The organism is Kitasatospora sp. NPDC090091, assembly GCF_044747365.1.
In the GTDB taxonomy this organism is placed as follows: Bacteria; Actinomycetota; Actinomycetes; order Streptomycetales; family Streptomycetaceae; genus Kitasatospora.
This window is the reverse complement of the sequence record NZ_JBIVDY010000042.1, coordinates 1-21,534: the sequence shown is the minus strand read 5'-3', so window position 1 is coordinate 21,534 and position 21,534 is coordinate 1. Positions and strand designations below refer to the sequence as shown.

Here is a 21,534-nt window from a genome sequence, read left to right as displayed (position 1 = left end):
CTCTCCCGCCCCCTCCCCGACCCGAGGAACTCCCTTGCGCCGTCAAGCCCTTGCCCTCACCCTCGCCACCGCCGCGGCCGCTCTCACCGCCTGCGGCCCGACCGGCTCCGGCGCCGACGCCGCCCCCGCGGCCGCCGCCGTCACGGCCTCCGATGCCGCCGCGCTGCCCGAGCCGGTCAACGTCGTCACCGCCCCGCCGGAGACCGGAACCCCCACCACCCCGGCCCCGGAGACCGCGACCCCGACGCCCAGCGCCTCCGTCGGCCCGACCCCGGCGCCGAGCGCGTCCACCGCCCGACCGTCGGCCACCGCGAAGGCCTCGGCCACGGCATCGGCCAAGGCGGCCACCGCCACCACCGCCGCCCCGACCAAGCCCGCCGCCGGCGGCGGCCCGATCGCCATCGGCTACAACGCCACCGCAGATTCCCCCGCCGCCGTGGACGCTGCCGTCCGGCAGGCCAAGTCCGACGGCAAGAACGTCCTGCTCGACTTCGGCGCCACCTGGTGCGGCAACTGCAAGGCCCTCGACAAGACCCTCGGCGACAGCCAGGTGCAGAGCGTCCTCAACGCCTCCTACCACCTGGTCCAGGTCGACATCGGCGGGCACAGCACCACCAACTTCAACCTCCTCAAGAAGTACGACTCCCAGGGCAGTTACAAGATGCCCGTGCTGATCGTGGTCACCCCCGACGGCACCGTCCGCACCGACACCAACACCGCCGGCCTGCCCTCCCTGAACACCAGCGGCTTCACCTCCTTCCTCAAGAAGTGGGCCCCGTGAGCCCCCGCCGCCGCCCCGCCGCGGCCCTGATCGCCGCCCTGCTCGCCCTCCCCGCCGCCGGCTGCGCGGCCGGCGGCCCCACGGGCGGCGCCAACGGCACCACCACCAACGGCACCGCCGGCAGCGAGCGGGTGACGGCCGCCGCCGCCCTCCTCGGCCACTTCGAGGAGAACGGTGTCACCGTCACCGTCGCCCTCCACGACTGGCACGACGGCGCCGGAACCCTCGAACTCTCCTTCGCCCCCGTGGAAGCCGGCTTCCACCTCTACGCCACCGACCTCCCCCCGGACGGCGTGGACGGCGTCGGCCGGCCCACCACGGCCCGTACCGACGGCGCCCTCGGCACCACCGCCCCGCTCGCCGTCACCGCACCCGTCCGCCGGCTCGCCCTGGAGGGTGTCACCGGAACGGTCCCCGTCTACCCCGACGGACCCGTCACGGCCACCCTCCCGGTCCGCGCCTCCGGCACCGGGTCGGCCGCCGTCCACATCGGCTACGCCGCCTGCAGCGAGACCGACGGCTGCCTGCTGCCCGTCGCCGACCACCCCGTCCCGCTGACCATCACCCCCACCGGGCCCACCGCCGCGCCTGTCACCGCCACCGGTTCCGGCCCCGCCCCGACCGCCACCCCGAGGTGAACCCCGTGCCTCCCCGCCCCCGGGCCGCCCTCGCCAAGGCCGCCCTGCTCGCCGCGGCGCTGCTGTCCGCCACCGGCTGCGCCGCCGCCGACGCCCTCCAGCAGGGCTCGGCGGCGGCGCCCGCCACCGGCGCACCCGTCCTCACCTTCGCGGCCGCCGAACGCCGCCCCGCCCCCGACCTCGCCGGCGAGGACCTGGACGGCACCCCGCAGAGCCTCGTCGCGCTGCGCGGCCACGTCGTGGTGCTCAACATCTGGGGCTCCTGGTGCGGCCCCTGCCGCGCCGAGGCCGACGGCCTCCAGCGCGTCCACGCCGAGACCGAGGCCCAGGGCGTGCGCTTCCTCGGCATCGACACCAGGGACCCGCAGCCAGGCCCCGCCCGCACCTTCGTCCGCGACCACGGCCTCACCTACCCCAGCCTGTACGACCCCAAGGGTGCCCTGGTCCGCACCCTCCCGCCGCAGACCGTCAACGTCCAGGCCCTGCCCGCCACCCTGGTCATCGACCGCGCGGGCCGGATCGCCGCCGCCGTCACCGCCCCGGTGACCCCCGGACAACTGCGGGCCGTCCTCGACCCGATCACCGCGGAGGCCGCCACCCCATGACCCCGACCACCGCACCGGTCCGGCTGGCCCTGGACCCCGGAGCCGCCCTCGCCCACGGCACCCTGCTGCTCGCCGTCCCGGTGGCCGTCGCGGGCGGCCTGATCTCCTTCTTCTCGCCCTGCGTCCTGCCCCTGGTGCCCGGCTACCTCAGCTACGTCACCGGGTTCTCCGCCGCCGACCTCGCCGACACCACCGCCCGCCGGCGCGGCCGGATGCTCGCCGGATCGCTGCTGTTCGTCCTCGGCTTCAGCGCGGTCTTCGTCTCCGGCGGAGCCCTGTTCGGGTACTTCGGCAACACCCTCCAGGAGTACCGCGAGACCATCACCACCGTGCTCGGCCTGTTCACCGTCGCCATGGGCCTGGCCTTCCTCGGCTTCCTGCCCGGCCTCACCCAACGCGAGCTGCGCACCCACCGCAGGCCCGTCGTCGGACTGGCCGGCGCACCCCTGCTCGGCTTCGTCTTCGGCCTCGGCTGGACCCCCTGCATCGGCCCCACACTCGGCGCCGTCCAGGCCCTCGCCTGGAACCAGGCCAGCGCCGGCCGCGGCGCCCTGCTGATGACCGCCTACTGCCTCGGCCTCGGACTCCCGTTCGTCCTCGCCGCCCTGGCCTTCCGCCGCGCCCTCGGCGCCTTCGCCCGGGTCAAGCGGCACTACGTCTGGGTGACCCGGATCGGCGGCGGCCTCCTGGTCACCGTCGGCCTCCTCCTCGTCACCGGCCTGTGGGACCACCTCGTCGGCCAACTCCAGCAATGGGCCGTCGCCCTGGAGACCTCGACCTGACCGGCCTCCACTACGCCGGCATCACCCGCCACAGGCTCTGCCCCGCATCCCATACCGCCCAGTGACGACGAGCCGGCGGGCCACCCCGAGGATTCAGGTGGCCCGCCGGCAGGACGAGGTGGCTGAGGAGACTTCGAGGACGAGAGCCGTGACCTTTCCCCGGCCGTCCCATCCGTGGAGCAACGAGCAGCCGCCCCACCCGGGTGACCCGGAGCGTCAGGACGACGGAGCACGGCGTCAGATGCCGCTTACCGCGAGGCCGGCTTCGTGGGCGATGAGGCGGTTGGCGAGGTCGCGGGCGGGGCCGGTGAGGCCCTTGAGGATCTCCCGGGCCTGCGGGTTCCGGGAGTGGTGGGCGAGACTCTGAACGGCGTTCCAGACCTCGGCGATACCCGCCAGGCTGCGCCGGGTGTCGCGGGCGGCTTCGTGCCGCTGGGTGAAGAACTGTTCGACCTGCCGGTGGGCGTGGCGCCAGTTCGTGCCGTTGTCGGCGGGGCCGGCATCGACCCCCTCGACATGCTTTCGCAGTTCCTCCTCGCGTCGGACGTCGAGTGCCGCGGTCGCCTCGGTGAGGGTGAGACGACCGGCGATGACCTGTTCGACGAGGTCGGGAGCGTCCCCGCGCAGCTGTGCGTGCTGGGCCAGGACGGCCTTGGCATCGGCCTTGCGTCTGCGGGCGGCCTTGTGGGCGGCGTTCAGGGAGAGGGTGGCGGTGCGGACTTGTTCGGCGAGGTCGGGGGCGTGTTCGAGCACGGTGGTGGCGATGGAGAGGCGGGTGAGGTTGATACCGCAGCGGATGGTGTCGGTGGGAAGAGCGTGTTGGGAGAGCGACCGCCCCATGGCAGTGATCATGGCGCGCTGGCCCGGGGTGGTGTTCGGGCGGTGGCGGTTGGCGGAGACGATCAGGCTGAACGGGGCGTCACCCCGGTACGTGGTGAAGCGGGGCTCGACATCGGCCAGTTCACAGGCGGCGACCCGGCCCCGACCGTCCAGGAGCATGCCGTCCGCGTCAAGGACGATGGGCTCGGCCTGGCCGTTGGTCTCGATGTCCTCGGCAAGGTCAAGAAGCTCGTCGGGCCCGAGCGGCGGGTACAGGGCGGTAACGGGGTGGATCTTCACGGTGGGCCATCCTTGATCAGACTGCGTGCTGGCTCAGAAGACGCCGCACAGACGCATCTGGTTCAGCCCGGCGCCCGTCGGCTCAAATCGGCAGCCCTCGACCCGGGTGCTGCCGGCCGCCGTCTCGCGCACGCGCATGCCGGCCCAGGCATACCAGTACGGCAGCAAACGGACCTGAGCCGGGGGCGGCAAGCCCGCCGCCGGGCCGCGCGGGCCCCGGAGCGCGCAGGCCCGGGGTGCGCGGGCCCGGGGAGCCCGCGCACACCGGGCCGAGGTCAGGCCGGGTCGGACGGGTCGGTCGCCCGGACCCGCCGGGCGAGCTGGACCGCTCCGGCCACCGCCAGGGCCACGCCGAGCGGGGCCACACAGGCTCCGGCGTATTCGAGCAGCGGGCGCAGACGTGCGGGCGGGTCGAAGGCGGCCACGGCCGTCATGGGCATCAGCCAGGGCAGTGTCCCGAGCCCGACGCCCACGGCTCGGAGCGGGTCCCTCCGCCGGCCGGCCAGTCGGCCCAGAAGGGCCGGTGCCGTCACGGTGCCGAGCCAGATCGGCAGCAGGCCCAGCATCGGCAGCGGCAGGTACTGCGCCGTGTACCGGTCGGCCGCGATCACGGGGAGCGCGACGGCGAGCGCGAGTGCGGCCATCTCCCAACGGCCCCGCTGGGTGACGTCTACCAGTCCGGCCGGTGCGAGCAGCACCAGTGCGCCGACCAGTGCCATGCCCGCCAACTGACCCGCCGAATACGGGTACAGCCCGCCGAGGGCCTGCACGCCGGCACTGAGGAGGGCGGCTGCCACGCCCGTGATCCGGGCGGCCCGCCAGCGGCCGGTCACGGCGATCCCGAGGGCGAGCAGCCACGGCACGGTGCCGGCCAGCTGGAGGACCGCGACCAGCACCGCGTGGCCGAGGCCGAGGTCGGGGTAGGGGTACCGGATCCGGTGGACCAGCTCGCGCAGCCCGGGCAGCAGGAAGTACAGGGCGCAGCCGGCCGCGAGCGCGAGCGCGACCGGTGCCGCTCCGGCCAGCACGCGACCGGCCGGGTCCGTGGGGCCGATCCGTAACCGCAGCCGCAGGGCGTGGGTGGCGAGGTCGCGGTACTCCCGGAGCACCGCAATGCGTGTCCGGCCCTCGGTGGCCTCGGCGAAGGTGGCGTGGATGTCGTCGCCGTGCGCGGAGCGGTACCGGGCGGGGTAGAGGCCGATCAGCAGGCGGGCCGCCCGCGGGGCGTCGTGGCCGGTCGTGACGTCGTTCACGAGGTCGCCCCCTCGGGTCGCGGACGGAAGGCGCCCAGCCGGCGTTCGGCCTCGGTGGCGGCGGCCCGCAGGCGCTTGGCCTCCTGCACCAGCGTGTCCTGCCCCTGGCCGGTGAGGGCGAACGTGCGGCGCAGTCGTCCGCCGACCACCTCCTCGCTCTCGATCCGCACCAGGCCCTGCTGGAGCAGCCGGTCGAGCGCGGTGTAGAGCGTGCCGGTGCTCAGGCGGCTGTGGCCGCCCGAGATGGCGAGTACCTCTTGGATGATCGCGTAGCCGTGCCGGGGGGCGTCGGCCAGTGCGGTGAGCACGAGCCTGGTCGGCTCCTGTAACTGACGGTCGGTCATGCACGGAGCTTAGAGCGATCATCGCAATATGTCGATGGTCGGACGATAGGTGGGGTGACGTCACCTGTCGTCCGCCCGGGCCGTGGGCAGCGCCTTCCGGAGGAACCCGTGTCCTGCCGGCCGGCGGGCTCCCGGCAGCTACGAGGGCTGCCGTCCTCGGGAATGCGGCTTTCCGAGACATCAACACAGTGCTCCGCCCAGGACGGAGCGACGAACACCGGCCGGCTCAACGGTCGGATTCACGGTTTCGCCGGGCGGGTCCTGTCCGGGCGCCGTAAATTCGAGGGCACGGGCAACAATTGACGCCAGGAGAGTGCTTGTGGGAAACGGACGCACGTTCGGCGCGGACAGTGGTGTGGGATCGACCCGGGCACTCGTCGAGGCGCGGCTGCCGGCCGTGCGGGAGCAGCGCACCAGGCTCGAGGAGGAGCTTGCGGCCGTCATCGCGCAGGAGAACGCGATGGTGTCCGTGCTCGAGGGCCTGGCCGTCCTGTCGGACGCGCCGCTCGGCGAAGGGGAACAAGCGCACGCTCCCGCTCCGGTACCGCCCGCCGACGAGGTGCCCACCGGAACGAACGAAGCCCCGGAACCGGCCGAGGCCGGCGCCGCCGAGGCAGTCGGCCAGGCCCCCGCCCCCACCGCCGCCCGTGCGAAGAAGGCGGCGGCGAAGCAGGCGGCGGCGAGGAAGACGGCCCCGCGGAAGACGGCCCCGGGGAGGGGCCGGGCGGCCAAGAAGTCCGCCGAGGCGGGCACTGCGGGCGGACCCGAGCAAGACGCGGGCCAGGCGCCGGCCGCGGCCGTGAAGAAGACCGCGCCGCGGCGAGCGGCCAGGACCACCACGGGTACGGGCGTGGCACCGGCGCGGGGGATGACGGCGGCCACGGCCACGAAGGCCAAGACCCCGGCCGCGGCGAAGAAGTCCACCCGGGCGAAGACGACACCGGCCGCCGACCAGGCGGCGCAGGAGCCGCCGAAGCGGCGTCGGCGGCTGACCGACACCGAGAGCGTGCTCGCCGTTCTCCGGCAGGCCGAGCAGCCCTTGCGCGCCGGAGAGGTGACGGACCGCCTCGGGCTCACCGACACGACCGGCGCCGTGGACGCGGTACGCACGAGGCTGGAGCGCCTCGCCGGCAACTCGCAGGTCAAGCGCACCGGCCGCGGCCTGTACACGGCGGCTGACTGACCCATGAAGGCCTCCTCCCCGCCCGGCGCTCCCAGCCCACCGGGCGGGGAACGGCAGACACGGCACCCCGGAGGCCCGACGCACGCGGTGGCGAATGGCCCCGCTCGCTCCGGGCCACCCTCGGCGGGACGGCCGCGCTGACGTTCATGCTCCTGCGCCGCGCTCGGACACCAGCCGTGTCTCCTGTGACCTGTGGGCCCTCGAAGACCGATATTCGAGGGCCCCTCGGGCCTGTGTCGGCAACTGCCGAAATCGAGGCCCGGAGCGGGAGACCTCGTCCCTCGGCGCCGGCATCCCGACCCAGGACCTGACCTGCCGTGACCTGCCGTGTCCGGACACCTCGCGCTGTACGGGGGCTCGGAGGACCGCCAGGTCAGCGGCCCGCGGACTGCTTTCGGCGCCACCACCAGGTGCCGCCGGCGGCGAGCGCGACCACGGCAGCGGCGCCGATGGCGATGGGCACGGCCGAGGAGGAGTCGTCGCTCTTCGCGGCAGCGGCAGCGGCCGGGCCGGCCGAGGCGGTCACGCTGGGAGCCACAGCGGGGCTGGTCTGCGCGGGTGCGGCGGCCGACGCGGTCGGCGAGGCGGTGGTCGGCGAGGCCGCGGACGGCGAGGCGGTGGTGGGCGCGGCGGACGGGGTGATCGCGACGGCTCCCGGCGCGGCGGCGGCCAGCTTGAGGACGGGCGCGGGGTGCTCGGGCTCGACAGCGCCGTGTGGGAGCTCGATCCAGCGGACCAGTTCACCGTCGCTGTAGGTCTCCAGCGTCTTGAAGACCAGCTCCTCGGCATTGGGCAACTGCCGGACAGTGATCTTGTAGACCGCGTCCTTGCCGGGAGCGAGCGCCGGGCCTCCGACCGTGTAACCATCGCCGGTGGCGGCGAGGGACCAGCCCTGGGGCGCCTCTGCGAGCGCCACGTCCGCGGGGGCGATGCCCTCGGGAAGGACGACCTGGAACTTGGCGAGGCCGGCACTCTTCGACTCGGCCTCGGCGGTGAAGGTGATCGTGGCGTTGGCCGCCAGCGCCTGAGCACCTTCCGACTCGACCTCGACGTGGGCAAATGCGGGCACCGTCAGGGCGAGGGAGCCGGCCACGACCGCGGTGACGGTGACGGCCCGGCCGAGCAGGCGGGATGTGGTCATCGGGAGGCACTCCGTGGGAGAAGCCGACCTCGCGTCGTGCAGGGCCGGCGGCGGTCAGGGCGGAGGAGCGGCGTCCATCATGCACGATCCGCCCTTGGGCTCATGACCTCCGCGAAGAGACGCGTGCACACGATCCCCCGACCGCGGGTGCCCTGCCGGGCGGGAGAATGATTTCGGCAATGCGTCGGAACTTTCCTGCTGCGCGAACCGACTACCGGAACCGGGTCCGCACACGGCCGGGCCCTGCACTCGGATCTTCCCAGGAGAGTTCCATGCGTTCTCGTGTGTTGTGCGGCCTGGCTGCCGCCGTCGCCCTGCTCGTGACGGGCTGCGGCAGCAGTGGGGGTGCCAAGTCCGCCGACACCGGCACTGCCACGGCCGCCGCGCCGGGCGGTGGGACCTCCTCCGCCGCGGCCTTCCCGGTCAAGGCCACGGACTGTGCCGGGAAGGAGACGGTCTTCGACTCCGCCCCGAAGAAGATCGTCACCAGCAACGCCTCCAGCCTGGAGATGCTGCTGAAGCTCGGTGCGGGCGACCGGGTCATCGGGACGGGCTTCCCGCCCGGCAAGGGCACGCTGCCCGCGGACATCGCGGACGCCGGCGCCAAGGTCCCGGTCCTGGGCGACATGGTGATCCCCAAGGAGAAGCTGCTCGGCTCCGGCGCGGACCTGTACGTGGAGACCTTCGCCGACATGGGCGGCATGGGCGGCGGCATGGGCACCGCCCCGACTGCCCAGGAGTACCAGGCCGCCGGGATCAAGCGGGTCTTCCTGCGTTCCACCTCCTGCGCGGCGACGGCACCGGCCGCGGTGCAGGACCTGACCGGCGTCGAGGGCGACATCAGGAGCCTCGGCCAGGTCACCGGGACCTCGGCCGGGGCCGATGCGCTCGTCGCGGGCATGGAAGAGAAGGTCGGCGCCGTGAAGACCGCGCTGGCGGGCGTGGCGCCCGACAAGCGCCCCGGCTACTTCTTCTTCGACTTCGACGCGGGCACCAAGCAGCCGATGGCGGTGGGCAACCGGCAGGTGGCCAATGCGGTGATCACCCTGGCCGGCGCGCGCAACGTGTTCGGCGACCTCGACGGTGATTTCAAGCCCGTCTCCTGGGAGGACGTCGTCGCCAAGAACCCGGACTGGATCCAGCTCGGCGTGCGCGACCGGGGCAGCGAGGCCGAGAACAGGAAGGCCTTCGACGAGGCGGAGAAGTTCCTGCGCGACTTCCCCGCCACCAAGGGGCTCAAGGCCGTCCAGGAAGGTCACTTCGTGCGCATCGGTTCCGAGGTGACCACCATCCCCGGCACCCGCAACGCCGACACCGTCCAGCGGATCGCCCACGCCCTCTTCCCGGACCAGGTCAAGGACGCCCAGTAGATGACCACCGCCGCCACTGCGGCGACCGGCCGCCGGCCCGCGCGCACCGCGCGGGCCGGCCTCGTCGCGTCCGCGCTCTCCGTCACCCTGGTCCTCGCCCTCACCCTGGCCGTGTCCCTCGGCTCCGTGGACATCCCCGTCCAGGAGGTGTGGACGGTCGTCGGACACCGGCTCACCGGCTCGGCACCGGAGGCCGGCACCCGGGACCTGATCGTCTGGCAGCTGCGCGCGCCACGTGCCCTGCTGGCCGCGGTCGTCGGCGCCGGGCTCGGGCTCGTCGGCACCGCCGTCCAGGCCCTGGTCCGCAACCCGCTCGCCGACCCCTACCTGCTCGGCATCTCCTCCGGCGCCTCCCTCGGCGCCGTCGCCGTGATCATCCTCGGCGCCGGCACCGGATTCGCGTTCGGCTTCGGTGTCTCGGCCGCCGCCTTCGCCGGTGCTCTGGCCTCCTTCGCCCTGGTCTGGGCGACCGCCCGGCGCGGAGGCGGCTTCGCCCCGATGCGCCTGGTCCTCGCCGGAGTGGCCATCGGGCAGTTCCTTTCCGGCTTCACCAGCTTCCTGGTGCTCCAGGCCGGCGACGAGCAGCAGACCCGCGGGGTGCTGTTCTGGCTGATGGGCAGCCTCGGCGCCGCCACCTGGGACCAACTCGCCGTCCCGGCCGCCGCCGTCGCCCTGGGCTGGCTGGCCCTCCAGGGCCGCGCCCGGCACCTCAACGCCCTGCTGATGGGCGACGAGACCGCCGCCGGCCTCGGCGTGGACACCGCCCGGCTGCGCCGCGAGCTGTTCGCCGTCACCAGCCTGCTCACCGGCGTCCTGGTCGCGGTCTCCGGCGCGATCGGCTTCGTCGGCCTGCTGGTCCCGCACGTGTGCCGGCTCGTCGTCGGCGGCGACCACCGCCGGCTGCTGCCGCTCTCCGCCCTCACCGGCGCCGTCCTGCTGGTCGCCGTCGACATCGTGGCCCGCACCGCCCTGGACACCCAGGAACTGCCGATCGGCGTCGTCACCGCGGTCATCGGCGCCCCCGTCCTGCTGTACCTCGTCGACCGCCGGCTGGAGCGCGGATGAGAATCACCGTCGAGCACATCACCGTCACCCTCGGCGGGCGCGACGTCCTCTCCGACGTCGGCCTGATCGCCGCCGAGGGCGAGATCGCCGGTCTCGTCGGACCGAACGGCAGCGGCAAGTCCACTCTGCTGCGCACCGTCTACCGGCATCTGCGTCCGAACGCCGGGCTGGTGCGACTGGCCGGCCGGGACGTCCGGTCCATGGCACCGGCCGAGGCGGCCCGGCACATCGCTGCGCTGCCCCAGGAGCGCGGCTCGGACTTCGAGTTCACCGTCCGCGAGGTCGTCGCGATGGGCCGGACCCCGTTCAAGCGCGCCTTCGCGGGGGACGACGAGCACGACCGCGCGACGGTGGCCGACGCACTGGAGCGGGTCGGTCTCCAGACGTACGCGGAACGCCGGTTCGCGGAGCTGTCCGGCGGCGAACGCCAACGGGTGCTGCTCGCACGGGCGTTCGCACAACAGCCTGACGTCCTGGTCCTGGACGAACCGACCAACCACCTCGACGTCCAGCACCAGGTGGAGCTGCTCGCCCTCCTGCGCGACGAGCGCCGCACCACCCTGATCTCGCTGCACGACCTGAACGCCGCGGCCTCGCTCTGCGACCGGCTCCACGTCCTGCACGACGGCGCCCTCGTCGCCTCCGGGAAGCCCCGGGAGGTGCTCACCCCCGAGCTGCTCGCCGAGGTCTTCGGGGTGCGGGCCGCCGTGGTCGAGCACCCTCTGACCGGGGATCCGCTGATCGCCTTCGATCACCGGAACACCCTGCCCGCTGCGGCAGCGGAGGAACCGACCGTCGCCGTGTGAGGCCGGCGCGGGTGGCCCCGTTCCCCTCGTGAACCCGGGCCACCCTCGCTTCCGAAGGTGGTCAGGACGCCTCGAAGTGGCTGGGCCGGCCGTCGCGCAGCACCAGGGCGCCCTGCCGCTCGGCGTCCGCCCGGCGCATCAGTTCCCAGCTGCCGTCGGCCCGGTGCAGCACGGCCGAGTGCCACGGGGTGGTCCAGGCGTCGGGGGCGTCCAGCAGGCGGATGCCGAACTTGGCGGCGCCCCGCGGCTGCGGGTGGATGGACAGGCGGACGGTTCGGGGGTGGTGCTCGGCGATGAGGTCGCCCCAGGCGCGGCTGCGCTGGATGACGCCGTAGGCGCGCTGCCGGCATTCACGCTGGAGTGCGGATCTGGTGCCGGTGAAGTCGACGGTGTCCTCGGTGAGGAAGCGGGTGATGCCGCAGTAGAGAGCGAGGGTGTGCTCGTCGCGCTTCACCTCGGCACGCAGTTCCTCCACCGTCGGGGCGTAGGCGGCGTGGACGCGGGCGCGCTTCTCGTCGTGCGGGAGGTCGCCGAGCACGTCGCGCAGGTCGAAGACGGACAGCCGGGTCAGCCCCTCGCGCCGGATCACGGCGGCGAGTTCGTCGGAGTAGGCGTCGATGTGCGGGTCGGGCACGCGGATCAGGTCGCCGAAGATGTGGCCGTCGGAGCAGATCTCCATTCTCGCCCCGGGCTCGTAGACCTCGCCGACCGCGCGGCAGAGGTCGTCGAGGAAGGTGAGGGAGAGGCGTTCGCCCTCGTCGGGGAGGTGGCCGAGGACCTTGTCGGGGCTGGGCGACTTGCAGGGGAAGCCTGGCAGGGTGAACACGATCGGGTCGCCACAGGCGGCGAACTCGGCTATCTGGCGCAGTTGTTCGGGGAAGTCTTCGACGGTGGCCGGGACGGCGGTGTCGGTGGCCCGGCGGTGGGGCAGAAGCAGTTCCAGGACGGCGGCGCTGGTCTGCCGGACGTCTCTGGACACGGGCGTGGTGGTACTGGTGCTGGGCATGCGGCTTCTCCGTGAGGGCATGGCGGGATGGCGCCCCGGCGCCTGCGCCACCCCGATGCGGGCGGGAGCGGGCCGGGGCGCCGGGACGGGTGAACCGTGGCGCGCTGTGGGGCCGGTCGGTCAGGCGCGCTTGTCGTAGGCGACGGGCAGCTGGTTGACGCCGCGGGCGAGGACGGCCGGGATCCAGGTCAGGTCGTCCAGGGAACCCGCGGGCCGCAGCCCGGGCAGCCGGGTGAGCAGGGTGGAGACGGCGATCCGGAGCTCGGCGCGGGCGAGGGCGGCGCCGGGGCAGAAGTGGACGCCGTGGCCGAAGGCCAGGTGCGGGTTGGGGCTCCGCTCCAGGTCGAGCGTGTCGGCGTCCGGGAACTGCTCGTCGTCGCGATTGGCGGCGCACAGCGAGACGATGACGGAGTCGCCGGCCGGGATGCGCGTGCCGTGCAGGTCGCTGTCCTGCGCGAAGAACCGCCAGGTGGTCAGCTCGAACGCACTGTCGTAGCGGAGGAGTTCCTCGATCGCCCGGGGCGTCAGGGCTGGCTCGTCCCGCAGACGCGCCAGCTGCTCGGGGTGGCGGAGCAGGGTGATCAGCATGGTGGTGATCTGGTTGGTGACGGGCTCCTGGCCGGCGACCAGGAGCTGGAAGATCATCGAGTCGAGTTCCTCCTGGGTGAGCTCCTTGCGGTCCTTGGCGACGACCAGGCGGGAGAGCAGGTCGTCCTCCCCGTGCGCGCGTTTGTGGGCGACGACGTCCGCGATGTACGTCTGCAGGCCGAGCAGCCTGGCCTCGTAGGCGGGGCGGCCCGGGTCCTGGGGGCCGACGGGCTGGACGACCTTGCCCCAGTCGCGGTCGAAGCGGGCGGCGAGCTCCGGGGGCAGGCCGATCACCTCGGCCAGGACCCGGAAGGGGTAGTGCGCGGCGAAGCCGGCGACCAGGTCGGCGCCGCCCTCGGTCGGCAGTTCGTCGACCAGGGCGTCGGCGATCTCCTGGAAGCGCGGCCGGAGGGACTCCACGCGCCGCGGGGCGAAGGCGTCCAGGACGAGGCGGCGCATGCGAGTGTGCTCCGGCGGGTCCTGGTGCAGCAGGTGGACCTGGAGCTGGGAGTGCTGGGGCTCGGGCATGATCGAGGCGAGCGCGCGCCAGTTCTCGTTGCCCAGGCGGTGGTTCTTGCCCAGGCGGGGATCGTTGAGCGCAGAGTGCGCGGCCTCGTAGCCGGTGACGAGCCAGGCGGCGATCCCGGAGGGGAACCGCACCCGGTGAACGGGGCCGGCGTCACGCATGCGGCGGTAGAGGTCGTACGGGTCGGTCTTGTACGCGGCGCCGTACAGCGGTATCGGCTCGCCGGCGGTGGCGCCGGTGACGGGGCAGCGGCCCTCGGCGTGGTCGGGGGTGGTCATGTCCGGTTCCTCCGGGAGGGGTGGTGCGGTCGCGGGGTTCAGAGGGCGAGGGCGGGGCGGTGGTGGTCGAGCCAGAGCGCGAGGTCGACGACCCGTTCCAGGCGGAGCCGGTGGCCCCACTGGAGCTGGTCGGCGGGCGTGTCGAGGGTGGCCTTGATGACCGCCTCGTCGGCGATGTCGCGTACGTGCGGGGCGTCGAGGGCCTCCCGGGCGAGCTGCTGGAGGCCGGTGTTGTAGTCGGCGTGGTGGGTGGCCGGGTAGTGGTTCTTCGGCCGCCACAGCACCGAGTCCGGGGCGATCCCGCTGCCGGTGTCGCGCAGCAGGCTCTTCTCCCTGCCGTCGTGGTTCTTCATCGCCCAGGGCGCGTTGAAGGCGTACTCGACGAGACGGTGGTCGCAGTACGGGACACGCACCTCCAGGCCCTGGGCCATGCTCAGCCGGTCCTTGCGGTGCAGCAGCTGGCGCAGCCAGCGGGTGAGCGAGAGGTGCTGCATCTCGCGCTGACGGTGCTCGGTCGGACTCTCGTCGTCCAGGTGCGGGACGGCCGCCAGCGAGCTGCGGTAGGTGTCGTCGCGGAACTCGCGGATGCGCAGGTGGGCGGCGAGGTCGGGGGCGAGGGGCATGGCGGCGTCGTCGCCGGTGACGAGCAGCCAGGGGAAGGTCTGTGCGGCGAGCGCCCCGGGGTTGTGGAACCACGGGTAGCCACCGAACACCTCGTCCGCCGCCTCCCCGGACAGCGCGACCGTGGAGTGCCTGCGGATCTCGCCGAACAGCAGGTAGAGCGAGGTGTCCATGTCGCCGACACCGATCGGGGAGTCCCGGGAGACGACGACGGCGCGCCGGTTCTCCATGTCGAGCAGCGTGCGGGGGTCGAGGACGACGGTGGAGTGCTCGGTACCGATGAAGGCACCCGCCTCGGTGGCGAACGGGGTGTCGTGGCCGGTGCGCAGCACGTCGCCGGTGAACTGCTCGGCCTGGTCGCTGTAGTCGACGGCGTAGGAGCGGAGCTTCGCTCCGGGGCCCTGGGTGCGCCGGAGTTCGTCGGCGACGAGGGCGGTGACGACGGTGGAGTCGAGGCCGCCGGAGAGCAGGCTGCAGAGCGGGACGTCGGCCTCCAGCTGTGACCTGGCGGCGCGGCCGACCAGCTCGGCGACCCGGTCCTGGGTGGCCTCCAGCCGGTCCGTGTGCGGCCGCGCGGTCAGCTCCCAGTAGCGGCGCTCGCGGATGCCGTCGCGGTCGAGGACGAGCAGGCCGCCGGGGTGGACCTCGTGGACGCCGGCCCACACGGTGGGACCGGTGTTGAAGAGCAGGCTGTAGGCCTCTCGCAGGCCGTCGGCGTCGACGGTGGGGGTGATCTCGGGGTGGGCGAACAGCGCCTTGGGCTCGGAGCCGAAGACCAGCCCGCCGTCGACGGCGGCCCAGAACAGCGGCTTGACGCCGAGCCGGTCGCGGACCAGCAGGAGCCGCTGTTCGCGCTCGTCCCAGATCCCGAAGGCGTACATGCCCTCCAGGTGGTCGGCCACGGAGTCGCCCCACTCCAGGTAGGCGCGCAGGACCACCTCGGTGTCGCTGCGGGTCTCGAAGTGGTGGCCCCGGCTTCTGAGCCGGTCCCGCAGTTCGTGGTGGTTGTAGACCTCGCCGCTGTAGGTGAGGACCACCTGCGGCCGGTCGGGGCGGTCGGCCATGGGCTGGGTGCCCCCGTCGATGTCGATCACGGCGAGCCGCCGGTGGCCGAGTGCGGCGTTCCGGCCGAGCCAGACGCCGCCGGCGTCGGGGCCGCGCAGGGCCATGGTGGCGGTCATCGCCTCGATGACCGGGGCGCTGCGGCGGACGTCCTGGTGGAAGGACACCCAGCCGGCTATTCCGCACATGCGTGTGCTCCTGACGGTGAAAGGGGTGAAGAGGGGGCGGGTTCAGGGTTTGCGGGGGCCGGAGCGGCCGTGCAACGCAATGAGCGCGACGGCGAGGCAGGCGCAGGCTGCGGCGAGGCCGAGACCGGTGTGCAGACCGGCCGTACCGCCGTCCCCGAGGCTCCGGACGGCTGTGGCGAGGGCCGGGCCGACGGTGAAGCCCAGGCTGCGGGCGAGCTGGACCGTGGAGCTGGCAGTGGCCGTCGTCGCCGGGGTGGCCGCAGTCATCACGAGGGTCTGGGTGGGCCCGCCGTAGAGGCCCATCCCGGCCCCGGCCAGGGCAAGTCGCCAGGCGATGTCGGGGAGGCTCCAGCTGTCGGCGAGGGGGACGAGCAGGAGGAAGCCGAGCGCGGTCAGCGAGACCCCGGCCGTGGCGGTCGGCCGGGCGCCGAAGCGGTCGGCCAGTCGCCCGCCGAGCGGCCCGCCGATGCCCATGGCGAGGGGGAAGCAGAGGATGGTCAGGCCGGTGGCGGTGGCGCTCTGGGCCTCGTCGCGCTGCAGGTGCAGGGCGAGCAGGTAGTGGACGACCGCGAAGGCGACCGCCACGGCCAGAACGGCCGTGTTGAGCCCTGCCGTCCGGCTCTCCCGCAGGACTGCTCCGACCGGGCGGCCGCCGCCCCGGCGCAGCCACCACAGGACCAACGGCACTGCGGGGGCCGCCAGCAACAGCCCGCCGGCCGCGTCGACCGCCAGGGTGAGCCCCAGCAGCAGCGCGGCGACGGAGCCCGCGATCAGGCTCGCGTCGGCGAGTTCGGTCCGGCCGGGTGCACGCAGGGCGCCCCCGGCGGGGAGGTGCCGGCGGGCGACCAGCCAGGCGGCCAGGCAGACCGGGAGCTTGACGAGGAAGATCGCTCGCCAGCCGAGGTGGTCGAGCAGCAGCCCTCCCAGGGCGGGACCGGTGACAGCCCCGAGCGGCCCCAGTGTCGCGGGCACGCTCATCGCCCGGGCCCGGAGCTGTGGCCGCACCGAGCGCATCGCCAGCACCGGCATCAGGACGAACAGCAGGGCACCGAAGGTCCCCTGGACCACCCGTGCCACGATCAGCGCTCCGGCCCAGGGCGCCGCGGCGGCGGCGACGCTACCCAAGGCGAACCCGGCGACGGCGGTCAGCACGGCGGGCCGGGTGCCGACGGCGTCCAGCCAGCGGCCGGCGGGCAGGAGCAGGGCCACCAGGGGGAGCTGGTAGCCCAGGACGGCCCACTGGGCGATCGGGGCGGAGATGTCGAAGCCGTCGGCGATGTCGGCGAGTGCGATGTTGACGATGTTCATGTCGAGCATCGCCACGAACGACAGCATCCCGGCCACCGCGACCAGGCTCCAACGGTCGTCCTCCGTCTGCAGCACCTCGTGCGCCGTCGGCGCGCTCACCGGGCGATTCCCGTGACGCCGGGTCTGAACCGCTGCGAAGCACGTCCGTCGAACCGCACACTGGGTCCTTCCTCCTGGAACCGGACACCGTCGGCGACGGCACCCGGCACACGAGTCGGACCGGAACCCCGAGAAGTTCCGAACACTCGCATGATTCCTTCCGGACGGAGGCCGGCACCGCGGCGGGATCTCGCCCGCCGGCCCGAAGCCGAATCAGGAGCCGGAAGCGAGCGTACGGGTGACCGGAGAGACCACAGACCCTTATTACGCATAAAATGCAGTTGCACATGATTGGCAATAAGGGGTGCGGACAGATGGTTGGATCACCGGTGGTGCTGGGAATCGAGTCCTCCTGCGACGAGACCGGCGCCGGGCTCGTCCGGGGCGGCCGGCTGCTCGGGCAGGCGGTGGCGTCCAGCATGGACGAGCACGCCCGCTACGGCGGCGTGGTGCCGGAGATCGCCGCCCGCGCACACGTCCACGCGATGGCCCCGGTGGTCGGCGAGGCGCTGGATCGCGCCGGGCTCACCCTGGCCGACGTCGGCGCCGTCGCAGTCACCACCGGCCCGGGACTCTCCGGCGCCCTGCAGGTCGGGGTGGCGGCGGCCAAGGGCTACGCCTTCTCCCTCGGCGTCCCGCTGTACGGGGTGCACCACCTGGCCGGGCACGTCGCCGCCGCGACGCTCGACGGCGGGCCGCTGCCCGACCCCTGCATCGTGCTCATCGTCTCCGGCGGCCACACCTCGCTGCTGCTCGTGCGCGACCTCGCCCGCGATCCGATCGTCCACCTCGGCGACACCCTGGACGACGCGGCCGGCGAGTGCTTCGACAAGGTCGCCCGCATCCTCCACCTGCCCTACCCGGGAGGGCCCGCCGTCGACCGCGCCGCCCGCGACGGCGACCCCCGCTCGGTGCGCCTGCCCCGCCCGCTCAGCGGCCCGAACGACCCCCCGTACGCCTTCTCCTTCTCCGGCCTCAAGACCGCCGCCGCCCGCTGGGTCGAGGCGCAGCGCGCCGCCGGCACCGAACCCCACGTGCCCGACGCGGCCGCCGCCCTCCAGGAGGCGATCGCCGACACCCTCACCCGCAAGGCCGTCCGCGCCTGCACCGACCACGGCATCGACACCCTCGTCGTGGTCGGCGGCGTCGCCGCCAACTCCCGCATCCGCGCTCTCACCGAACAGCGCTGCAGCGCCGCGGGGATCGCCCTGCGCGTGCCGTCGCTGCGCCTGTGCACCGACAACGGCGCGATGATCGCCGCCGTCGGCGACCTGCTCGTACGCGCCGGCGTCGAGCCCGCGCCGATGGACCTCTCCATCGATCCCTCCGCCCCGCTGGAGTACGCCTCGCTCACCCCGCTCGCCGGCATGCGCGCCGCATGACGACCACAGCGGCACGGCGCCTCGACCGTGCCGAGCTGCTCGGCCTGGAGGCGGACATCCACTCGGTGTACGCACAGGCCTTCGGCGCCGCCCTCCATGACACGAGCCTGCCGGACGCGGACACCCGCGCGCCGACGCGGCCGTCCGCCGGGCAGCAACGGTCGGAGCCGTTCCGTGATGTCCCTGCGATCACTGACGCATGGGTATCCGTCCGTCCTCACCGACAGGCTTCGCATCCTCGTCCGCCGGTCACGTGTCGACCGCCCGGCATCGGTCCACTTCGCGCGTTACCCCGGGCCTGCGGACCCGCCGGTCCGGGTTCAGCACCGACCGGCAGTGGACGCCCGGACGTTCAGCGCCCAGTCGTGACGCCGGACGACGCCGGGCTCGGCCGTCCCCGTCAGCAGGTCACCGAGCAGGGCCGCGCAGGCGCGCCCGTACTCCGCGGCCCGCAGGTCGACCGCCGTCACCTGCGGGCTCGAACCCCGCGCCGCCGCGCCGTCCACGCACGCGGCCACCAGCAGGTCGGTCCCCGCCACCAGGCTCGCGTGTGCCGCGGCCGCGAGCACCCCGGGCACCGCGCCGTCGGGGGCGCACACCACCGCGTCCAGGCCCGGAACACCGGCGATCAGGTCCGCGGTGGCGGCCTCGGCCTCGGCCGGGGTGGCCGCGAACGGCACCGTCCGCACGACCACCTCGACGCCCTCGCGGAGGCTCCAGGCGTCGGCGGCCGCCCGCAGCGCGGCGGCCCAGTCGGAGCCCGGGCCGGGCACGAGCAGGGCGGGGCGGCGGGCGCCGCGCTCGGCGAGGTGGTCCAGCAGGGCAGCGAGCGAGGCGGCGTTGTCGCACACCACGGCGCCGCTGGGCGCGGCTCCACCGCCGAGGTAGCGCTCGCCGGTGACGACCGGCACGCCCGCGTCCAGCAAGTCCGGGACGGACGGGTCGTCGACCTCGGGGTCGATCACCAACAGGCCGTCCACACGGGAGGAGAGCGCCCCGCCGGACGCCGTGCCGGGGGCCAGGAGGACGAGGTCCAAGCCGTCTTCCCTGGCCCGCTCGACCGCGCCGAACGCCAGGTTCATGTAGTAGTCCAGGCGGGTCCCGGTGCGCGGCAGGTAGAGGCCGATCGCTCCGGTGCTGGACCGGCGCAGGCTGCGCGCCGCGGTGTTCGGCCGGTAGCCGAGCTCCCGGGCCACATCCAGGACGCGCTCGCGCGTGGTCCCGGACACCCGGCCGGAACCCCCGAGCGCATTGGAGGCGGTGCTCTTCGACACGCCGGCCGCCCGGGCCACGTCGATCAGGGTCACGGAGCGGCTGGTCACAGCCCGGAAGTCTAGACGCAGCCCTGCGCCGATCCCCTGGTCCGGCGCTCCCCTCCCTTGCTGGAACGTTCCAGCAATGCTTAGAGTGCACCCGCTGGAACGTTCCAGCGAGCGTCCGACCTCTGACGTGATCAGTGCGACCGGAGGCGCGGCCGGGCGCGATCGGCCGACGCCCGACGGTTCGTACTCTCCGACCCGACGATCCTGGAGACATCCGCATGACGCGGGGATTCGATGTTGTAGAGACCTGTATCGCCGACCTGCGCGCGGCGCTGGAGAAGGGCGAGACCACCGCGGTCGGGCTGCTCGACGCCTACCTCGCGCGGATCGAGGCGTACGACCGGCCCGGCACCGCCACCGCCCTCAACGCGATGGTCGTGATGAACCCGGACGCCCGCGCCGAGGCCGAGGCCTCCGACACGCGCCGCGCCCGCGGCGAGACCCTCGGCCCGCTGGACGGCATCCCCTACACCGCGAAGGACAGCTACCTCGCGAAGGGCCTGACGGCGGCCGCCGGCTCGCCGGCGTTCGAGCACCTCGTCGCCCAGCGCGACGCCTTCGCCATCGAGCGACTGCGTGCGGGCGGGGCCGTCCTCATCGGTCTGACCAACATGCCGCCGATGGCCAACGGCGGAATGCAGCGCGGCGTGTACGGCCGGGCGGAGAGCCCGTACAACGCCGACTGGCTCACCAGCGCCTACGGCTCCGGCTCGTCCAACGGCTCGGGCACCGCCACAGCGGCGTCGTTCGGCGCCTTCGGCCTCGGGGAGGAGACCTGGTCCTCGGGCCGGGCGCCCGCGTCCAACAACGCACTGTGCGCCTACACGCCCAGCCGCGGCGTCATCTCGGTGCGCGGCAACTGGCCGCTCGTGCCCACCATGGACGTCGTCGTCCCGCACACCCGCACCATGGCCGACCTGTTCGAACTGCTCGACGTCATCGTCGCCGACGACCCGGACACCCGCGGCGACCTGTGGCGCGCGCAGCCGTGGGTGCCGCTGCCCATGGCGTCACAGGTGCGCCCGACCTCGTACCCGGCGCTCGCACCCGCCGACGCGCAGACCGCACGCGCCGCGCTCGCCGGCAAGCGCGTGGGCGTCCCCCGGATGTACATCAACGCCGACCCCGAGGCCGGAACGAACCCCGACGGCGGCATCGGCGGCCAGACCGGCCGGCCGATCGACACCCGCCCCTCGGTGATCGCCCTGTGGGAGGCCGCGCGCCGTGACCTGGAGGCGGCCGGCGCCGAGGTGGTCGAGGTCGACTTCCCCGTCGTGTCGAACTACGAGTCGGACCGCCCCGGCGCGCCCTCGCTGTTCACCCGCGGCCTGGTCAGCCGTGACTTCCTCACTGTCGAGATCGAGGACCTGTCCGCCTGGGCGTGGGACGACTTCCTGCGCGCCAACGGCGACCCGGCGTTGGCCACCCTGGCCGAGGTCGACGGCGCCCGCATCTGGCCGCCCAAGCAGCCGGACGAACTCCCGGACCGCTACGCCGGCTTCGACGACACGATCAACGACTACCCCCGCTTCGTGAGCGAGCGCCCGTACGCGTCCTTCACCGACATGCCGCACCTCGAACAGGGACTGCGCGGGCTGGAGGAGACGCGCCGGATCGACCTCGAACTGTGGATGGACGACCTTCACCTCGACGCGGTGGTGTTCCCCACCGCCGCCGATGTGGGCCCCGCGGACATGGACGTCTGTGAGGCGTCCGCCGACCTCGGCTGGCGCAACGGCGTCTGGGTCGCCAACGGCAACCTGGCGCCCCGCCACCTCGGCATCCCGACCGTGACCGTGCCCATGGGCACGATGACGGACACCGGCATGCCCGTCGGGCTGACCTTCGCCGGCCGCGCCTACGACGACAACGCCCTGCTGGCCCTCGCCGCAGCCTTCGAGGCGACGGGCAGCCGCCGGACGGAGCCGCCGCGCACTCCCCGACTGTCGGCGTAGTGACACGCGGGCGTGGGGGGGGGGCCGGCCGGGGGGGGGGCGCGGCCCCCCCCCCCCCCCCCCCCCCCCCCCCCCCCCCCCCCCCGCCCGGCCCCCCCCCCCCCCCCCCCCC

The 21,534-nt window shown here is 73.8% G+C and carries 19 protein-coding genes; 10 read left to right on the top strand and 9 right to left on the bottom strand.

Annotated features, from left to right (window positions below; translation table 11 throughout):
* Positions 1 to 34: 34 nt before the first annotated feature.
* From ACIPSC_RS38480 to ACIPSC_RS38465, 4 genes are read left to right on the top strand one after another with little or no spacing between them, the layout of a single operon-like run.
* Positions 35 to 781, top strand: coding sequence for a thioredoxin family protein (locus tag ACIPSC_RS38480; RefSeq protein WP_400834883.1), 747 nt, complete (start codon positions 35 to 37; stop codon positions 779 to 781).
* Positions 778 to 1,419: a hypothetical protein gene (locus ACIPSC_RS38475; RefSeq protein ID WP_400834880.1), complete on the top strand. Its 642-nt coding sequence runs from the start codon at positions 778 to 780 to the stop codon at positions 1,417 to 1,419. The genes ACIPSC_RS38480 and ACIPSC_RS38475 overlap by 4 nt, the downstream gene beginning before the upstream one ends.
* Before the next feature lie 5 nt (positions 1,420 to 1,424).
* Positions 1,425 to 2,024, top strand: coding sequence for a TlpA family protein disulfide reductase (locus ACIPSC_RS38470; protein ID WP_400834877.1), 600 nt, complete (start codon positions 1,425 to 1,427; stop codon positions 2,022 to 2,024).
* On the top strand, positions 2,021 to 2,806 hold the full coding sequence (locus tag ACIPSC_RS38465) for a cytochrome c biogenesis CcdA family protein (RefSeq protein WP_400834874.1): 786 nt from the start codon (positions 2,021 to 2,023) through the stop codon (positions 2,804 to 2,806). Before ACIPSC_RS38470 ends, ACIPSC_RS38465 begins: the two co-directional genes overlap by 4 nt.
* Before the next feature lie 237 nt (positions 2,807 to 3,043).
* Here ACIPSC_RS38465 and ACIPSC_RS38460 read toward each other — a convergent pair whose 3' ends face one another.
* From ACIPSC_RS38460 to ACIPSC_RS38450, 3 genes are all read right to left on the bottom strand, one after another.
* Complete coding sequence (locus tag ACIPSC_RS38460; RefSeq protein ID WP_400834871.1) at positions 3,044 to 3,925, bottom strand: hypothetical protein; 882 nt, start codon at positions 3,923 to 3,925, stop codon at positions 3,044 to 3,046.
* A 275-nt stretch (positions 3,926 to 4,200) separates the two neighbouring features.
* Entirely contained in the window at positions 4,201 to 5,178 is a 978-nt protein-coding gene (locus ACIPSC_RS38455; protein ID WP_400834868.1) for a hypothetical protein, read from the bottom strand.
* A complete protein-coding gene (locus ACIPSC_RS38450) occupies positions 5,175 to 5,522 on the bottom strand; it encodes a PadR family transcriptional regulator (RefSeq protein WP_400834865.1) in 348 nt (115 codons plus the stop codon). Before ACIPSC_RS38450 ends, ACIPSC_RS38455 begins: the two co-directional genes overlap by 4 nt.
* Before the next feature lie 319 nt (positions 5,523 to 5,841).
* On the opposite strand from ACIPSC_RS38450, the gene ACIPSC_RS38445 reads away from it, so the two are divergent.
* The gene (locus ACIPSC_RS38445) at positions 5,842 to 6,705 is read left to right on the top strand and encodes a hypothetical protein (RefSeq protein ID WP_400834862.1); all 864 of its coding nucleotides are present in this window, start codon (positions 5,842 to 5,844) and stop codon (positions 6,703 to 6,705) included.
* A 373-nt stretch (positions 6,706 to 7,078) separates the two neighbouring features.
* Here ACIPSC_RS38445 and ACIPSC_RS38440 read toward each other — a convergent pair whose 3' ends face one another.
* Complete coding sequence (locus tag ACIPSC_RS38440) at positions 7,079 to 7,846, bottom strand: DUF1775 domain-containing protein (protein ID WP_400834859.1); 768 nt, start codon at positions 7,844 to 7,846, stop codon at positions 7,079 to 7,081.
* Between the two features lie 272 nt (positions 7,847 to 8,118).
* Between ACIPSC_RS38440 and ACIPSC_RS38435 the strand changes: the two genes are divergently transcribed.
* From ACIPSC_RS38435 to ACIPSC_RS38425, 3 genes are read left to right on the top strand one after another with little or no spacing between them, the layout of a single operon-like run.
* The gene (locus ACIPSC_RS38435) at positions 8,119 to 9,216 is read left to right on the top strand and encodes an ABC transporter substrate-binding protein (RefSeq protein WP_400834856.1); all 1,098 of its coding nucleotides are present in this window, start codon (positions 8,119 to 8,121) and stop codon (positions 9,214 to 9,216) included.
* On the top strand, positions 9,217 to 10,281 hold the full coding sequence (locus tag ACIPSC_RS38430; protein WP_400834853.1) for a FecCD family ABC transporter permease: 1,065 nt from the start codon (positions 9,217 to 9,219) through the stop codon (positions 10,279 to 10,281).
* Positions 10,278 to 11,087, top strand: coding sequence for an ABC transporter ATP-binding protein (locus tag ACIPSC_RS38425; protein ID WP_400834850.1), 810 nt, complete (start codon positions 10,278 to 10,280; stop codon positions 11,085 to 11,087). Before ACIPSC_RS38430 ends, ACIPSC_RS38425 begins: the two co-directional genes overlap by 4 nt.
* A 61-nt stretch (positions 11,088 to 11,148) precedes the next feature.
* Here ACIPSC_RS38425 and ACIPSC_RS38420 read toward each other — a convergent pair whose 3' ends face one another.
* The 4 genes from ACIPSC_RS38420 to ACIPSC_RS38405 all read right to left on the bottom strand — a co-directional run bounded on the left by ACIPSC_RS38420 (position 11,149) and on the right by ACIPSC_RS38405 (position 16,763).
* Positions 11,149 to 12,093, bottom strand: a complete 945-nt coding sequence (locus ACIPSC_RS38420) for an L-tyrosine/L-tryptophan isonitrile synthase family protein (RefSeq protein ID WP_400834847.1) — start codon at positions 12,091 to 12,093, stop codon at positions 11,149 to 11,151.
* Positions 12,094 to 12,213: 120 nt separating this feature from the next.
* On the bottom strand, positions 12,214 to 13,485 hold the full coding sequence (locus ACIPSC_RS38415; RefSeq protein WP_400834844.1) for a cytochrome P450: 1,272 nt from the start codon (positions 13,483 to 13,485) through the stop codon (positions 12,214 to 12,216).
* Between the two features lie 38 nt (positions 13,486 to 13,523).
* Positions 13,524 to 15,356 (bottom strand): asparagine synthase (glutamine-hydrolyzing), encoded by a 1,833-nt coding sequence (asnB, locus tag ACIPSC_RS38410; protein ID WP_400834841.1) that lies wholly within the window; start codon positions 15,354 to 15,356, stop codon positions 13,524 to 13,526.
* Between the two features lie 42 nt (positions 15,357 to 15,398).
* Positions 15,399 to 16,763: an MFS transporter gene (locus ACIPSC_RS38405; RefSeq protein WP_400834838.1), complete on the bottom strand. Its 1,365-nt coding sequence runs from the start codon at positions 16,761 to 16,763 to the stop codon at positions 15,399 to 15,401.
* A gap of 314 nt (positions 16,764 to 17,077) precedes the next feature.
* On the opposite strand from ACIPSC_RS38405, the gene tsaD reads away from it, so the two are divergent.
* Complete coding sequence (tsaD, locus tag ACIPSC_RS38400; RefSeq protein ID WP_400834835.1) at positions 17,078 to 18,145, top strand: tRNA (adenosine(37)-N6)-threonylcarbamoyltransferase complex transferase subunit TsaD; 1,068 nt, start codon at positions 17,078 to 17,080, stop codon at positions 18,143 to 18,145.
* Positions 18,146 to 18,465: 320 nt separating this feature from the next.
* Here tsaD and ACIPSC_RS38395 read toward each other — a convergent pair whose 3' ends face one another.
* Positions 18,466 to 19,467, bottom strand: a complete 1,002-nt coding sequence (locus tag ACIPSC_RS38395) for a LacI family DNA-binding transcriptional regulator (protein WP_400834832.1) — start codon at positions 19,465 to 19,467, stop codon at positions 18,466 to 18,468.
* A gap of 218 nt (positions 19,468 to 19,685) precedes the next feature.
* On the opposite strand from ACIPSC_RS38395, the gene ACIPSC_RS38390 reads away from it, so the two are divergent.
* The gene (locus tag ACIPSC_RS38390) at positions 19,686 to 21,422 is read left to right on the top strand and encodes an amidase (RefSeq protein WP_400834829.1); all 1,737 of its coding nucleotides are present in this window, start codon (positions 19,686 to 19,688) and stop codon (positions 21,420 to 21,422) included.
* The last annotated feature ends 112 nt before the right edge of the window (positions 21,423 to 21,534 follow it).